This is a genomic window from Paenimyroides ceti, assembly GCF_030409925.1.
This window is the reverse complement of sequence record NZ_JAUFQU010000088.1, coordinates 1-14,532: the sequence shown is the minus strand read 5'-3', so window position 1 is coordinate 14,532 and position 14,532 is coordinate 1. Positions and strand designations below refer to the sequence as shown.

Below are 14,532 nucleotides of genomic sequence, written 5' to 3'. Positions count from 1 at the left end.
TAAAACATGAAAATGATTCTAAAAACAGGAAGGGTAATAGCATTAGCGACATTACTTTTTACTAAACAACAGGGTCAGTTGAACCATAATGAAGGTGATCATTTTCTTAAGATTATATTCTTAGAAGCTGAAAGCGAAGAAGCTGTCGAAAAAGACAGCTTCTTTTTTTTATCATTTTCTCCATATCCTGTTTATCTTTTAATTGAAAAAAGGGTTGAAGAATTTTTCGATTATATTGATTTGAAAAACGAAATGTTTGAGATATTCTTTTGAAGAAATGAACTAATAATGCTTCATTTTCTGTTTATTTTATAAAGTATATACTGAAGAAAACAACTGTAATCAATAGCCAGACTCTAATAAGCAACAGCTACTTTTTGATGAATGTATTTTGGAGCAACAGCGTGCTTAATGATAAAGTCAGCAAGGTCCCTACGACTGATTTTACTACCGCCTTTTGGACAATGGTCCTGTAGTGTTCTGTAGCTACCTCTTTCTTTTCCATTAGTCAATCGGCTTGGTCTGATGATCGTCCAGTCAATATCTTTACTGCTTTCTAAGATACGTTCCCATTTCTGCATATCGGCATAGATGTTTTTAAATAATGGCTGAACAATGTATTTAATAATACGGCTTCGGGTTGCTGGGTCTGTTGGGTCAAATGCCCCGGCCGTCAGAGTAACAAGCCTTTTTACGCGGTTTTCTGCATCACGGCAATAATCTGCTGCCCGCCTTTAGAGTAAATCTCTGTTGGTCTCCTTGATGTTCCGGTTCCCAATGCAGAAATTACAACGTCGCATGTACTTAACTGTTCCTTATAAGTTTCAGTATCATACACACCGCCTTGATGATAGTCAAATGATGATGCCTGATTGAGATTGCATCGGATTACGGGCTAAAACAAATACCGGGCAATTGTGTTCCAGTAATTTAATCAGAATTTCTTTACCAGTGCCTCCTGTCGCGCCAAATAGAAAGATGTTCATATTTATAATTTATAGAGTAGTAGTTATTTTTGTATTCCGGTTTTCCTCATATCTGAAGTACGCCACAATAGCCAATACAGTACTTAAAATAGCAAGGATAGTTCTTGCAATATGTATCATTTCCCATCGCTGCAGTTCAAACGCAACATCATCAGGATTCATGGTCTGATTGATAAACTGCAAATTGACAGACAGATAATAACCAACAAACATCAGCAGAATAATACCATTGGAAATATTGGCATATAGCCATATTTCTTTAGATTTTTCTTTGTTTTTTCGGGCTAAAATATAAGCGTAAGCCGTAAAAAGAAGGGGTAAAATCTGCATGGGTAACATTGTAATACCCACGTGCGGTCCATTATGGCTAACCAAACCATAAGTTCTGTTGGTGGCAATGACTTCCAAAACGGCACGAGAATAAACAAAATAGTAATACAGCCTCCTGCAAAAAGTCCTGATAAAGCTATTGTGATATTATAAAATAAGGTGTTTTTCATTTTTCCTTTTTAGTATTGATGAATGCTGTAAAATTCACAACTTTAATTTAAAAAAATAGGGATCCAGCGTGCTGTTATCAGGACATATCGTGCATTAAATTGGAGCGGTACTCTTGAGGAGAAATACCGATTGTTTTTTTAAACAACCTGCTGAAATAAGAAGGATCGCTAAAGTTAAGCTGGTACGCAATGTCGGATACAGAACCGGAAAAATCCTGTAAAAGCTTTTGAGATTGGATGATGATAAACTCCTGTGTAAACTGCTTTGCCGATTTGTTCCAGATGTTTTGTACGCAACGGTTCAGATAGTTGGGGGAAATATGCAACATGCTTGCATAGTCATTGATGCTGTAATGAGCCGAAAAATGTTTATACACCAACTCTCTGAACAAAAACAGCGATATCAAATTGTCTTGAGAGTCCTTTTCTGAGTTCTGATGATTTCAGAAATTTTAACAATAAAGATTGAAAAAGATGTAATACAATTTGTTCATCACATTCCGGTGCTTCCAGTTCGCGTATGATCAACTTACAAGTCAGCTCCAAAAATTCACTTTCATTTTTTTGTAGTTGAATAATCGGAGCAGTGGTAAACAACTTAATAAAACTACCGTGATCTTTGAATTGCTGTAAGATTTTATCTTCAAATAAGATATAAAACCCTTTTACATTACGTGACTGTCGCAATAATGATGTTACTTCGCCCTGCATCACCAACAGAGCCTGATTTTCGGACACCTTTTTTATTTCATTACCTACCTGCTGCTCAAAATTTCCACTGGTAGGCAATACAATAAAATTAAAATTTGCTTTTAGCAAAGGCGTTGGGGTAAGTATATCAGGGCTGAATAGATTTTCTGCCTTGTATATCTGTATGGGAGTTTCAAAATACCGAAATGTATCCGGAAAATTCCGGATGTAGTTCTTTGTAAATTCCTTGAATGTAATATAGTTATTTTTCATTTTTTGCTATGACAATATGATGTAGGCCATTCGGTGTGAGCTTATAATTTCAGAGTTCTTTAATCATGATTCTTTTTAGAAAACGAATGAAATCAGAGGATTAGTAGAAAAATACACTATAGGCTTTTTAATTTGTTGACACCTCAAATATTTGTATATTTACGCGTTCTTTTATAATTGTAACCCTCCTGAATAAAGGAATAATTTAAAGGGTTGAGCAATCAAATACATTAAACTCAGTAAGTAATATTAATAAGTAAAAAATATACTGTATTTTTAAAACAGAAGATAAACATAATGATTCTCCTCATGTTGCTTGATGTGAGATTCTGATAACAATAAAAAAGATCTTGATTTGGATAAAATCGTGATTACCTTAAATTATAATTACCAACAAAGCTATATTAAAAAATATTATATCCCAAATAATGAAAGAAAACTACAATTCTCACCATTCAGAAAACACTCCTCAAAACGAAACGAGTCGATACAATACAATATATAATCAACAGCCTCAGACCGTTTTTTTCAGCCAGAATGAAACGAAAAGCAACGGAATGGGTATAGCAGGTTTTATTCTGTCATTGATAGCAATTTTTGTAGGATGGATTCCTTTTATTGGCTGGCTGGTGTGGTTACTGGGATTAATCTTTTCGTTTGTAGGTATTTTTAAAGCACCTAAAGGGTTCGCCATTGCAGGATTGGTAATCTCATTAATAGGAATCATACTATTGATTTTTGTATTCGGTGCAATTTTAGCAATTGCCAGTTTAAGTGCATAAAGGTTTTGTAAAGATTCAGGAAGGATGTGTATATTTGATTATAACGCTTAATCAATGAAAAAACAATTTACCTTTTTTAGTCTTCTTTTTACGGTAACAGCTTTTACACAGAACCGTAAGGCAGACGATTTTTCACATATAGTACCAAAAGGATATGTGATTTTCGACAAAGTATATGGTGATCTGAATAAAGACGGACGCGATGATTGTGTGCTTATCATCAAAGATACAGACAAATCAAAAGTGGTCATCAATTCTTATAATCAATTAGTAGATCGCAACAGAAGAGGAATCATCGTATTGTTTTCTGATCCAAAATATACTTATACTTCTGTTGTTAGAAATTATTCCTGTTTCTCATCAGAAAACGAAGAGGGTGGAGTATATTTTCCACCTGATATGTCCGTAGAAATACAAAAAGGAAATTTATACATACATTATGGATATGGAAGATATGGATATGGCGGTATACTTTCCGGTTTCAAAAATCAGATTTTGAGCTTATCGGATATGATGAAAGCAATAATTATGGCCCCATAATTGACAGTCAAATCAGCATCAATTTTCTGACAAAAAAGAAACTGCTAAAGAAAACACTAACGGAAGTCCCGATCAGGAATCGGGTGAGGAAATCTTTAAAGAAAGCTGGCTGCCGGTTAAAACCGATAAACTTCTAAAATTATCCGATATAAAAGATTTTGATACCCTTGAGATGCCGTAAAAAGAAGTGATATTTTTTTGAATGCGATAAAGGAAATTTTACTGAAAAGCATAAATTTACATCAAAAAAATATGGCTTCAGGAATTTTTGCAATTTTAGATGATATAGCAGCGCTGATGGATGATGTCGCAGTTGCAGGTAAAGTTGCAACCAAAAAAACAGCAGCAATTTTAGGGGATGATTTGGCTGTAAATGCTGAAAAAGCAACTGGTTTCTTTCTTCCAGAGAATTGCCGGTTTTATGGAAAATAACCAAAGGTTCATTGCTGAATAAGTTAATTATTATTCCAATCGCTTTTTTATTGAATTTTTTTCTTCCAGTAGCTATTAAAATTGTTTTAGTAATAGGTGGCTTTTATCTGGCGTATGAAGGAATGGAAAAATTATTGAATTTTTATTTCATAAACAAAAAAAAGGAACAGAAGTCATTGAAAAGAATACACTTGATGATCAGCAAGCCGAAAAACTAAAAGTACGTTCTGCAATTTCAACTGATTTTATTCTTTCAATTGAAATTGTCATTCTCGCATTAGGATCTGTTTTGACAGCGCCTCTTGAAGTACAGATACTCACGGTTTGTGTAGTAGCTATTCTGGCAACAATTGGCGTATATGGTATTGTCGCTTTGATCGTAAGAATGGATGATGCCGGATATCATTTAATAAAAAGTCTCATGAGAAAGGTTTTTTTAATTCGGTGGGGCGTACACTTGTTAAATCGTTGCCAATAGTAATTAAAATTTTAGGGATTGTAGGAACCATTGCACTAATATTAGTCTCAGGTGGAATTTTCTCCCACAATATTCCTTTTCTTCATGATTTTCTGACCTCATGGCCTTCTGTAATCAGAGAAAGTCTTTTTGGCATTATAGCAGGTACGCTGGTGGTAGCCGTAGTTACTTTGGTAAAAAAGATAGTGGTAAAGTTCAAAACAAAATAGAATAAAGAGGGTCAAATGATCCTCTTTATATTTTATCAAATCTGCTAAAAAGTATTTTGTAGAATGCTGAGAAAAATAAATTACAGAAAAGTGTAACATTATCATGTGATATGTATCTAAAAGAAAAATATTCATTTAAAAAATCTGAAAATGAAAAAAGCGCTCTTTTGGTTAAGCATAGCTTATTTAATGTTCCAAAGTGCTCCTGTATGGGCACAAACAATAGATGTTCCTTTTGAAATTAAAAAAACAGGCACCGGAAATCAATCTCTTATCTTTATTCCGGGGTTTGCCAGTTCGGTGACGTATGGAAAGCAACAACAGCTCATTTTGAGACTGAATTTACATGTTATACTTTCACGATGGCTGGTTTTGCGGGTATAAAACCGCAGAAAGATCCTTCTTTGAAAAATTAAAAAACTACCTTTTGATTTAATTTTTATTATTAGAATATATTCATGTGATGATGATGGTTGTAAAGAAAGTAAGTTTGAAAAACTGATGTAAGACCTCTGACGTTGCATTTTTTTAATATATTTACGAATATGTTAACTTATAAAACCGTTGTTAATCATGATTTTATTTCGTTTTTTAATTCTAAGCTTTTTTTTATGTTATTCGGTATCTGTATTGTCCCAAACAAATTACAATAAAGATTCTCTTTCAGGATATATAAAATATCATAGCATAGCTGAGCAGAGTCCTTTTTCAGAAAAGTTAATTAATATCAATTCTTTTTTAGATTTTAATTATAAAGAAAGTTTTTTTATAAAGAATAAGCTTGGCATGGATTCTATCGCAGATCTAGGCGGCACAAAGTACGATGACAAAAGTGTTCTTATGACTTCTCCAACTCATGATGAAACAGGATATATTACCTATAGAAATTTTGAAACAAAGGAAGTGTCATTTAATTATCAAAAAGTTGGTCCCTTACCTGCGTATAAAGTGATTGATGATTGGATTGAAATGGAATGGAACATATTAGAGGATACTAAAATAATTGCAGGTAAATTAGCTAAGAAGGCTACAACTACATTTAGAGGTACTGATTTTATTGTTTGGTTTACTAACGATATACCACTTCCTTACGGGCCTTTAAAACTTTTTGGATTGCCAGGAGTAATTTTAGAAGTTTGGTTTGATAATAAGCAACAGATAATTGCATACGAAGTATGTTACCCTTGTGAAAATATTAATAAGATTGTTCCTCCGCCTGAAACGCTTACTAAAACAATCCAAGAACACGTACATATTCGAGATAATTTCGAATATTATTTATTTTTAGAAATGAATAAAAATAGCAAGGGAATGATTATGTTGAAAGAAATGCCTACTGAAAAAGGTGTTTTAGAAAAAAGAAAGCAAAACTTAGAAAAAATATATGAGTGGGAAAATAAAAAAACTAAACGCTTGGTTAAGTCTTCAGAATTGAGAAAAATGGTTTCTCCGAAAGAAATATTAATGAGAGTGGTGATGTTAAAGTAAATAGTTTTCCTTCTCAGATAACCCAAGTAATTATATCAATCAATAAAATATGGTTTACAACCGAATCAATATCCTTGTAAAAACAATTTTCTAGGTAATCATCTAATCCCGAAATATATATAGTTTATAAAATGATAAAACTATTATCAATGCTTACTATTGGAACGATCATATTAGTTGGAAATCCAATTAAAGAATTAAAAGCTAATGAGCCTCCTACACAACAACAAGCCCAAAAACTTAATCAATCGAAAGAAAGTTTTGATGTTTATTTAAATTCAGAAAATAAAATTGAATATAGAAAATATGACTTCAGAAGAATAAAAGGAACAGAATTACCTTTTAAAATTATTCCCAATAAAGAAGATAAATATTCATTTGAAGCATACAGACCAACCTCAAAATCAAAGATGGTTGGCTTGTTGGCTATGATTATGGTGAATTCCGAGGTAATTTGTTTTGGTTTAACGAAGATGGTACTAAATACGAAAAAATTACAACAGGAAATATTAAGAATATTTTTGAGATCAATGGCAAAATATTCATCACAGAAGGCTTAGCGCATTTATCTATGTCAAGCGGTCAAATATTTCAAATTGAGAAAAAAAATGATAACTGGATTGTTGAAAAGAAAGTTGAATTACCTGCAGCGCCATATGCTACTACGTTGACTAAAGACAAGGAGTTTTTAATAGTAACTTCACACGGACTAATAAAAGTTAATCAAGACTTTGAAATAGAAACTCTTATTAAAGAGGGGTTTTGGAGGTGTATTTATACCCTAATTCCATTCAAATTACTGGAGAAGATATATACATAGGAATGCGTGGAGGAATATTAAAAAACTGAATTAAATAATCTCACAAATCAAATTTGGTTAATAAAGTAATTACTGTTTGTAACGAATTGATTTTTTTAAACTATTACCGACATCATTGATGTTTATTTACGATCACTTTTATATAATTTAAAATAATGAAATACACATACTTGACTTTATTGATTTTAGTGTCAGCATTTTTATTTACTTCCTGTAACATTTCTGATGATAATCATCCTGTATATGAGATTGAGAAGTCTAAAGCTCAAATTCACGAATACAATACACATCATAATATAGCAACTGCTATAGTCACTGTTAAAACCAAAGGTAAGGTCTTTACAAGTGGATATGTGGTGTTTCATTATAATCAAAAGGATACCGTAAGAACCGAATCTTTACTCTTTGGATATAGTGAAAAAAATGATATTACAATAGCCGAATTTAGAGGTTCATGGTACGTTCCAAAGGAATATACAGAAGCATATTATACAGTAGATTTTGTAAAAAACTCTCGATAGGTTATAATAGAGATTAGAGAGTAAGACAACAAAGATTTAATAAATTTCAAAGTAAAAAAACACTAGCTTAATATAAGATGAGTTTAAATGGTAAACTTCCCATTTTTAAGACAGATTAAAAGTATTAACTTTAAAAAAATGTTCTGTCATGAAAAAATCGAAATTTAGTGAAACTCAGATTGTAAAGATTTTACAAGAGTATGATTTAGGTAAATCTACTCAGATTATTTGTCGCGAATATGGAATCGCTGCACCTACTTTTTACTCTTGGAAGAAAAAATATTCAGGAATGAGTTCGTCTTAACTCAAAGAACTAAAATCGTTACAAGAGGAAAATGCTTATTATTCGATACTGCCGAAAAACTCATCGAAAGGCTAAAAGATTTGATTAGAGAAAGAGGGCTTCCTAAAACTATACGTACAGATAATGGACCGGAATTTATTTCAAAATCATTCAGAATATTTTGTGAACAAAATAAAATAACTTTAAAATTTATTCAACCTGGTAAACCAGCTCAAAATGCTTATATAGAAAGATTTAACAGGACTTTTAGAGAAGATGTTTTAGATGCTTATTTATTTGAAGATCTATTAGAAGTAAATGCTTTGGCTTTTAATTGGCAAGTAAATTATAATCAAAATCACCCTCACAAAGCTTTAAAAGGAATGAGTCCTTGGATATATGAAAATCAAATAATGAAAATAATTAATAACTAATTTTTTATATTTTTAACTTGTCCGAAAAAGGGGAAGCCTACAAAAAGGGGAAGCCTACACTACCTGTTTGGGAGCTTATATAACTGTAATGGCAATGTTGGTATTTATCTTTTCTTACAATAAACTATTAGTAAATTACAAAGATCTCAGCACTACGGATACTAATAAAATGTATCTTGAAAAATTAAAGGTTATTAAAGAAAAGGAACATCGCATTCAAACCCGAAGCTTGACATTATATTTTGTGATGCTGTCAACCGGAATAGTACTTTATCTTTATGAGTATCTTTTAAAGATGCCTTTAATTCTGGCCATTATATTTTCTGTTTTTACCTTATTGTGGATCGCTTTTTCGTGGTTCTATCTGCGACCAAAACAAATTCGACTACAGCAGAAAAAAACAGATCATCTCATTCAAAAACTGGAACAACTAAACATGCAATTCAGACATAAAGAATAAAAATAAGTACTCAATTTGCAAAATACAGAATAAAAAAATTAACTTTGCAGTAATAAACTTAATAATACCTCCATGTAAAAAGCATTTTTTTTCGGACGATAAAAACAGGTTTCTTTTAAGAAGCATGCCTGTATATTAATACCTTAAAAAAAGAATGCATGTTACATTTACAAAACATCAGTTATACACATCCTGATAAAAAATCGACTGTTTACCAACATCAGTCTCACTCTTAATAAAAATCGAAAAGTTGCTTTAATTGGAAACAATGGCGCAGGGAAGTCCACTCTTTTAAAAATAATAGCTGGTACGTTAGAAATTGCTGAAGGTGTGAGAAAAATTCATACCGATCCTTATTATGTTCCACAGGTATTTGGCCAATTCAATGAGCTTACTGTTGCCGAAGCATTGCATATTGACAAAAAGCTTAAATCATTACATGAAATTCTCAATGGAAATGTAACTGAAGAATACCTAACCATTCTCAATGATGACTGGACATTGGAAGACCGCTGTCGTGAAGCATTGGAATACTGGAAACTGCAGGATATTGAGTTACAGCAAAAAATGGAGACCTTAAGCGGAGGCCAAAAAAATAAAGTTTTCTTGGCAGGAATGATGATTCATGAACCGGAGCTGGCTTTATTAGACGAACCGAGTAACCATTTGGATACTGAGGGGAGAGCGTTTGCACAATCACAATATAAAAAGGTATATGCCTATGATGTCTATCAAAAAGACTGGGCTATGGTTAAAAACGGAAGTGGCGGCTATGGCTTTATCGATCGCAGCGGCAAAGAAGTAGTACCTTCTGTGTACCGTAAGATTGAGAAATTCGGCGTTTATCACAAAGATCAGGCACTCGTAAGAAATATAAGCGGCGGCTATGGCTTTATTGACCGAAGCGGAAAAGAAGTGGTTCCGGCGATTTATGAGCTCAAAGAAATTAAAGCCCGGTTTAAAAAATTGGAGGAATAAATGAGTTGTTACACATACATTCCTTTTGTTGCTAAGGCGTATTTGGTTATCTTTATAATACTGTTTTGATAGAAACAGTAAACCATAAAAAACAAAAGACCATGGAAAAAATGTACGCAAAACTTTTAGGAGGGGCACTCTCTCTGTTTTTTATTTTTGGCAGCACCAAAGCAGATGCCTGCACACGGGTTGTTTATAAAGGCCCTCAAAATACCGTAGTTACTGCGCGTTCAATGGATTGGAAAGATGAAATCGCTGCCAATCTATGGGTATTTCCGAGAGGAATGCAACGCGAGGGTAATGTAGGTCCTAATTCTGTAAAGTGGACTTCTCTTTATGGCAGTGTTATTGCCAGTGCATGGGACATAGCCACCGCTGATGGAATGAATGAAAAAGGGTTAGTAGCCAATGTGTTGTGGCTCGTAGAGAGTCAATATCCTTCTTACAATCCGAAAGGAACTGAAAAAGGACTGGCGATTTCTGCCTGGGCTCAATATGTACTCGATAATTTTGCCACCGTAAAAGAAGCAGTAGAAGTATTGAGAAAAGAAGAATTTGTTGTGGTTTCTGATTATATACCAGGAACTACAAAATTTACAACCTTACACTTATCCCTTTCCGATGCTTCAGGTGACAATGCCATTTTTGAATACATCAACGGTAAATTAGTCATTCATCATGATCCGTCGTATACCGTAATGACCAATTCCCCAATTTTTGAAGATCAGCTTGCCATAAATAAATACTGGCAGGGTATTCCGGGTACTATCATGTTGCCGGGTACCAACAGAGCAGCTGACCGGTTTGTGAGAGCGTCTTATTATATCAATGCCATTCCGCAGACGGCTGATACACGAGCTGTGATTGCAAGTGTTTTTAGCGTGATCCGTAACTGTTCCGTACCGTTCGGAATTTCGTCTCATGAAGAGCCGAATATCTCTTCTACGCGATGGAGATCAGTTTCAGATCATAAAAATCTGGTATATTATTTTGAAACGGTACAAACGCCAAATGTTTTTTGGGTAGATCTTAAAAAAATAGATTTTAGTAAAAAAGGAATGGTAAAGAAATTGAACCTGAGTAAAAATGAAACGTATGCAGGGGAAACATCAAAAGCTTTGTAAAAGCAGCTCCGTTTGCTTTTATGGGGATTTAATAAAGAACAGATATAATGATTTACGGCTGTAAATCAATTCTATAAGGGCTGAAGATTTTTATTTTCAGCCCTTTTTTATATATTTATACAGCAACAGAGGATTATTAAGTGTTTACGAAAAAAGTCTTTTGCGATAACAAAATCAGAAAATTATGAAGCAACAGCAACTCATTGAACAATTTTATGCCACACACCGGCTTTTTTTAGAGTATGTAAACTCACTTTCTCCGGAGGCTTTTATGCATACAAAATCAGGTAAATGGAATGCAGGTCAGCAGCTCAGCCATATATATCTGTGTCTGCAACCCATCGCAAAGCACTGGTTTCTAAAGATTTTCTCAGAGAAAAATTCGGTACGCTCAACCGTCCTTTGATGGATGAAGCTCATGTGATCACCAGGTATAAAGAAGCTCTTGCAAACGGAGGCAAAGCCCCGGAACGTTTTGTACCCGGAGCGTTTAATAGCGAGGAACGCGACAAAGCGACTGCCGAAACGGAACAGTTGCTCACCGGGATTGGTCAATTGTTACAGGATTATACAGAAGAAGAACTGGATACGTTGGTAATGCCGCATCCTTTGCTGGGACCTCTGAGCATTCGCGAAATGATGTATCTCATGACCTATCACGCTACCCATCATCAGTTACAGACAGAAGCTAATCTTAAGAGTTAGTCTGGTGGGGTAAAGGTTGTATAAAGAATTATTTTTTGAAAAAATATTGGGAAACAGTTGACATACTGCTGTCATCTGTGACGGATAATTTTGCGGTATTACTAATTAAACAGATAAAGAATGCTGCGTAAATCATATGATTCAACCTATGGAATGGAAATGATCCATTTCAGAAAAAAGAAACCGTAACCCATGATGAACTGCTGAAAGGCGTTTTGAAATTTGAAACAGAACTGGAAAAAATGGAAGGAGTAGTTTTTCACTGCCTTGTCCGGAATTATTCAGGCGTATATGCCCATGTATTGTTTGTGCAGCAAGAAAAAGATCTTGAAGCAGTACAGCAACTTTTAAACAAATCAGACGAACAGTCTTCTTTATTCTATTTGACTGACGAGCTGAGTGTGCAAAGACAATTCCATAAGATCCATAAAACGGATTTTAAAGTTCCCGATTTTTTCTCTTGTATGGAATGCGGTACTTTTTCCTTAAAGCCGCATAAAGAATGGAGCCAGTTAGTAGAGATTTCTGACTATCTGGAAAAGGAATACCTCTATCGTTTTGAAAATACACAGGCTCATTTGTTAGGAACTCTTGCTGAAGGACGCGGTTCAGAAATTACTTTTGGAACAACACTGGGGCAGACAAAAAATATTTGCATGGGATATTTCGATACGTATTGGGGAAGGGAATTGTTGGGAATGATGGATGAAAAAGACCTGCAACTGGATTTTTGGTATCTCATCGCTTAATAACTAACGCAAATGCATCAGAAACCACTAACAGATAAGCAATACTTGCTTGAAAAATTTGCCGGTAAAGGCGGGTGGACATTTGTGCGGATTCCCGAAATTGCTCCGGATCGGAACCGTGCTTTCGGATGGGTGAGAGTCAGCGGCCATATGATGATTTTGAAATCAGCGGTTATCATTTACAGCCTATGGGCAATGGAAGTCTTTTTTTGCCCGTAAAGGCAGAAATCCGAAAAAAAATTCGAAAGACAGCCGGTGATTCGGTTCATGTTATTTTATATGCTGATGTACTGCCGGATCAGATAACAGAGGAACTGCAATTATGTTTTAAAGAAGAGCCCGGAGTTTATGAAGCTTTTATGCGCTGTACATCTGAAAAAACAACAGCGTATCATCCGATGGATTTATTCGGCTCATGAAGATGGTGAAAAAGCGGAAAGAATCGTCAAAAGTATGAACGATCTGCTGTATCAAAAACGTTGATCTTTCTTTAGGATTCAGTAGGAAAATGATAAAAACAAACAGCGGTATCTTTTTACAGATACCGCTGTTCTTAATCCCTTTTTATTGCAGGAGCCAATGGATCACATTTACTGTAAATTTACTTCTGCAATTATTTAATCAAGAAAGGAATCCCGTCTCAAAGAGATTCCTTTTTTTTATTTTTTGACTGTACACTAATGTATACTCGACGGGTCTACTTTGGTTTTTCCCTGTTTGATCATTAATACAAAGGGTACACAGAGTAAAAACATAACACCGAGGTATAAGAATACATCCATATAGGAAAGTACAGTTGCCTGTTTGGTTACTGAAAAGTCAAGTAACTGGTAGGCTTTTGCCAATGCTTCATTGGGACTGAATCCTTTTCCTATAAAGTTTGCCTGCAACTGAGTGATGCGCTGCTGTACTTCAAAGCTCGTGTCGTTGAGGTGTGAAACCAAATCTACACGGTGGTGTTGCGAATCTCTTGCTATGAAGGTAGTAATGAGCGCAATACCAAATGAACCTCCAAGTTGGCGCATCATCCCTGTAAATGATGCTCCTTCACCAATGGCTTTCCCTTTGAGGGTAGAAAGCGATAAGGTCATTACAGGAACAAACAGTAATCCGAGACCTACACCCCGCAATATCAAAGGCCAGAACATATGTTCGGAACCTGTGTCATTGGTAAGTTGCCCATACATGATGAAACAGAAGCCAAAGAAAATGGACAAGCCCAGAGCGACCATATATTTCTGGGAACACCGGATTGAATCATTTTACCGATAAACGGCATCATCAGTCCCGTCATTATGGAACTCGGAATGAGCAACATTCCGCATCGGTAGCAGGCCATCCCAAGATGGATTGTGTATACAGCGGTATGATGAATGTGGAACCGAAAAGACCAAATCCCAGATATAAAACTCATAATGGTTCCGATCTGCAGATTTTTATCTTTGAGCACCCGTAAGTTGACTATGGGATTGTCACAGACAAGTTCTCTCCATATAAAGAGGAAAAAGCCGAAAAAAGAAACAATTGAAAGGGTTACAATGGTAGAATTGGCAAACCAGTCATCCTGCTGTCCGTGTTCGAGTACATATTGTAAAGAACCAATAAACATGATGAGAAAGAGCATGCCCCACCAATCGACTTCTTTTGCTGACTTTTTACCTCCGCGTCATATTTAGGGCTGCGTACAAAGGATAGGGTAAGCAAGGTAGCAATAACACCTAAAGGTACGTTGATATAAAATATATAAGGCCATGAAAAATGGTCAATAATATACCCTCCTAAAGGCGGTCCGAGTGTCGGTCCTACAATTACCCCCATTCCGTAAATCGCCTGAGCCATACTTCGCTTGGCAGGCGGGTAACTTTCTGTAATGATGGTCTGAGCTGTTACCAGCAATGCTCCGCCACCCATACCCTGAATGAATCGGAAAAAAACAAGTTCCCAGATATTGGTAGCATTCCCACACAAAAATGAGGCAACGGTAAAGATGATAATCGATGCCGCAAAATAATTTCTGCGGCCAAATTGCTGTGAAAGCCAACTGGTCATCGGAATAACAATCACATTGGCAATGGCGTAG

20 protein-coding genes and 5 pseudogenes are annotated in these 14,532 nt (G+C 35.0%); 19 read left to right on the top strand and 6 right to left on the bottom strand.

Annotated elements, in window-relative coordinates; all coding sequences use genetic code 11:
* The first annotated feature begins 6 nt into the window (after nucleotides 1–6).
* On the top strand, nucleotides 7–273 hold the full coding sequence (locus QW060_RS26825; protein WP_290365575.1) for a hypothetical protein: 267 nt from the start codon (nucleotides 7–9) through the stop codon (nucleotides 271–273).
* Nucleotides 274–356: 83 nt separating this feature from the next.
* Here the strand turns inward: QW060_RS26825 and QW060_RS26820 are convergent.
* Nucleotides 357–692: pseudogene (locus tag QW060_RS26820) on the bottom strand (NAD(P)-dependent oxidoreductase); the annotation flags it as partial.
* 58 nt (nucleotides 693–750) lie between these two features.
* On the opposite strand from QW060_RS26820, the gene QW060_RS26815 reads away from it, so the two are divergent.
* Nucleotides 751–876 (top strand): hypothetical protein, encoded by a 126-nt coding sequence (locus QW060_RS26815; protein WP_290365574.1) that lies wholly within the window; start codon nucleotides 751–753, stop codon nucleotides 874–876.
* Here the strand turns inward: QW060_RS26815 and QW060_RS26810 are convergent.
* The 4 genes from QW060_RS26810 to QW060_RS26795 form a co-directional block, all read right to left on the bottom strand.
* On the bottom strand, nucleotides 855–986 hold the full coding sequence (locus QW060_RS26810; protein ID WP_290365573.1) for a hypothetical protein: 132 nt from the start codon (nucleotides 984–986) through the stop codon (nucleotides 855–857). The two genes, QW060_RS26815 and QW060_RS26810, sit on opposite strands and share 22 nt — an antisense overlap.
* Nucleotides 987–995: 9 nt before the next feature.
* The gene (locus QW060_RS26805; RefSeq protein ID WP_290365572.1) at nucleotides 996–1,361 is read right to left on the bottom strand and encodes a DUF1772 domain-containing protein; all 366 of its coding nucleotides are present in this window, start codon (nucleotides 1,359–1,361) and stop codon (nucleotides 996–998) included.
* A 202-nt stretch (nucleotides 1,362–1,563) separates the two neighbouring features.
* A complete protein-coding gene (locus QW060_RS26800) occupies nucleotides 1,564–1,893 on the bottom strand; it encodes a helix-turn-helix domain-containing protein (protein WP_290365571.1) in 330 nt (109 codons plus the stop codon).
* Entirely contained in the window at nucleotides 1,856–2,449 is a 594-nt protein-coding gene (locus tag QW060_RS26795) for a hypothetical protein (protein ID WP_290365570.1), read from the bottom strand. The genes QW060_RS26800 and QW060_RS26795 overlap by 38 nt, the downstream gene beginning before the upstream one ends.
* 428 nt (nucleotides 2,450–2,877) lie before the next feature.
* Between QW060_RS26795 and QW060_RS26790 the strand changes: the two genes are divergently transcribed.
* The 17 genes and pseudogenes from QW060_RS26790 to QW060_RS26715 all read left to right on the top strand — a co-directional run bounded on the left by QW060_RS26790 (nucleotide 2,878) and on the right by QW060_RS26715 (nucleotide 12,871).
* A complete protein-coding gene (locus QW060_RS26790) occupies nucleotides 2,878–3,231 on the top strand; it encodes a hypothetical protein (protein ID WP_290362863.1) in 354 nt (117 codons plus the stop codon).
* Nucleotides 3,232–3,285: 54 nt separating this feature from the next.
* Nucleotides 3,286–3,771 (top strand): hypothetical protein, encoded by a 486-nt coding sequence (locus QW060_RS26785; RefSeq protein WP_290365569.1) that lies wholly within the window; start codon nucleotides 3,286–3,288, stop codon nucleotides 3,769–3,771.
* Between the two features lie 252 nt (nucleotides 3,772–4,023).
* Nucleotides 4,024–4,681 (top strand): annotated as a pseudogene (locus tag QW060_RS26780) (DUF808 family protein).
* On the top strand, nucleotides 4,672–4,890 hold the full coding sequence (locus QW060_RS28825) for a DUF808 family protein (RefSeq protein ID WP_397386148.1): 219 nt from the start codon (nucleotides 4,672–4,674) through the stop codon (nucleotides 4,888–4,890). Before QW060_RS26780 ends, QW060_RS28825 begins: the two are co-directional and overlap by 10 nt.
* A 150-nt stretch (nucleotides 4,891–5,040) precedes the next feature.
* The gene (locus tag QW060_RS26775; RefSeq protein WP_290365550.1) at nucleotides 5,041–5,274 is read left to right on the top strand and encodes a hypothetical protein; all 234 of its coding nucleotides are present in this window, start codon (nucleotides 5,041–5,043) and stop codon (nucleotides 5,272–5,274) included.
* A 189-nt stretch (nucleotides 5,275–5,463) separates the two neighbouring features.
* On the top strand, nucleotides 5,464–6,378 hold the full coding sequence (locus QW060_RS26770; protein ID WP_290365577.1) for a GLPGLI family protein: 915 nt from the start codon (nucleotides 5,464–5,466) through the stop codon (nucleotides 6,376–6,378).
* Nucleotides 6,379–6,527: 149 nt separating this feature from the next.
* Nucleotides 6,528–6,938, top strand: coding sequence for a hypothetical protein (locus QW060_RS26765; protein WP_290365546.1), 411 nt, complete (start codon nucleotides 6,528–6,530; stop codon nucleotides 6,936–6,938).
* Between the two features lie 11 nt (nucleotides 6,939–6,949).
* Nucleotides 6,950–7,198 (top strand): hypothetical protein, encoded by a 249-nt coding sequence (locus QW060_RS26760; RefSeq protein ID WP_290365568.1) that lies wholly within the window; start codon nucleotides 6,950–6,952, stop codon nucleotides 7,196–7,198.
* A gap of 155 nt (nucleotides 7,199–7,353) precedes the next feature.
* Nucleotides 7,354–7,719, top strand: coding sequence for a hypothetical protein (locus QW060_RS26755; protein WP_290362868.1), 366 nt, complete (start codon nucleotides 7,354–7,356; stop codon nucleotides 7,717–7,719).
* 148 nt (nucleotides 7,720–7,867) lie between these two features.
* Nucleotides 7,868–8,436: pseudogene (locus QW060_RS26750) on the top strand (integrase core domain-containing protein).
* Nucleotides 8,437–8,503: 67 nt separating this feature from the next.
* A complete protein-coding gene (locus QW060_RS26745; protein ID WP_290362869.1) occupies nucleotides 8,504–8,896 on the top strand; it encodes a hypothetical protein in 393 nt (130 codons plus the stop codon).
* Nucleotides 8,897–9,061: 165 nt separating this feature from the next.
* Nucleotides 9,062–9,874, top strand: a complete 813-nt coding sequence (locus tag QW060_RS26740) for an ATP-binding cassette domain-containing protein (RefSeq protein ID WP_317623274.1) — start codon at nucleotides 9,062–9,064, stop codon at nucleotides 9,872–9,874.
* A gap of 110 nt (nucleotides 9,875–9,984) precedes the next feature.
* A pseudogene (locus QW060_RS26735) lies at nucleotides 9,985–11,030 on the top strand (linear amide C-N hydrolase).
* Between the two features lie 259 nt (nucleotides 11,031–11,289).
* The gene (locus tag QW060_RS26730) at nucleotides 11,290–11,703 is read left to right on the top strand and encodes a DinB family protein (protein WP_290365567.1); all 414 of its coding nucleotides are present in this window, start codon (nucleotides 11,290–11,292) and stop codon (nucleotides 11,701–11,703) included.
* 215 nt (nucleotides 11,704–11,918) lie between these two features.
* Nucleotides 11,919–12,452 (top strand): hypothetical protein, encoded by a 534-nt coding sequence (locus tag QW060_RS26725; RefSeq protein WP_290365566.1) that lies wholly within the window; start codon nucleotides 11,919–11,921, stop codon nucleotides 12,450–12,452.
* Between the two features lie 12 nt (nucleotides 12,453–12,464).
* Nucleotides 12,465–12,671 (top strand): DUF1905 domain-containing protein, encoded by a 207-nt coding sequence (locus QW060_RS26720; protein ID WP_290365565.1) that lies wholly within the window; start codon nucleotides 12,465–12,467, stop codon nucleotides 12,669–12,671.
* On the top strand, nucleotides 12,581–12,871 hold the full coding sequence (locus QW060_RS26715; RefSeq protein ID WP_290365564.1) for a DUF1905 domain-containing protein: 291 nt from the start codon (nucleotides 12,581–12,583) through the stop codon (nucleotides 12,869–12,871). The genes QW060_RS26720 and QW060_RS26715 overlap by 91 nt, the downstream gene beginning before the upstream one ends.
* Nucleotides 12,872–13,129: 258 nt before the next feature.
* On the opposite strand, the pseudogene QW060_RS26710 reads toward QW060_RS26715, so the two are convergent.
* Nucleotides 13,130–14,532, bottom strand: a pseudogene (locus QW060_RS26710) (DHA2 family efflux MFS transporter permease subunit); the annotation flags it as partial.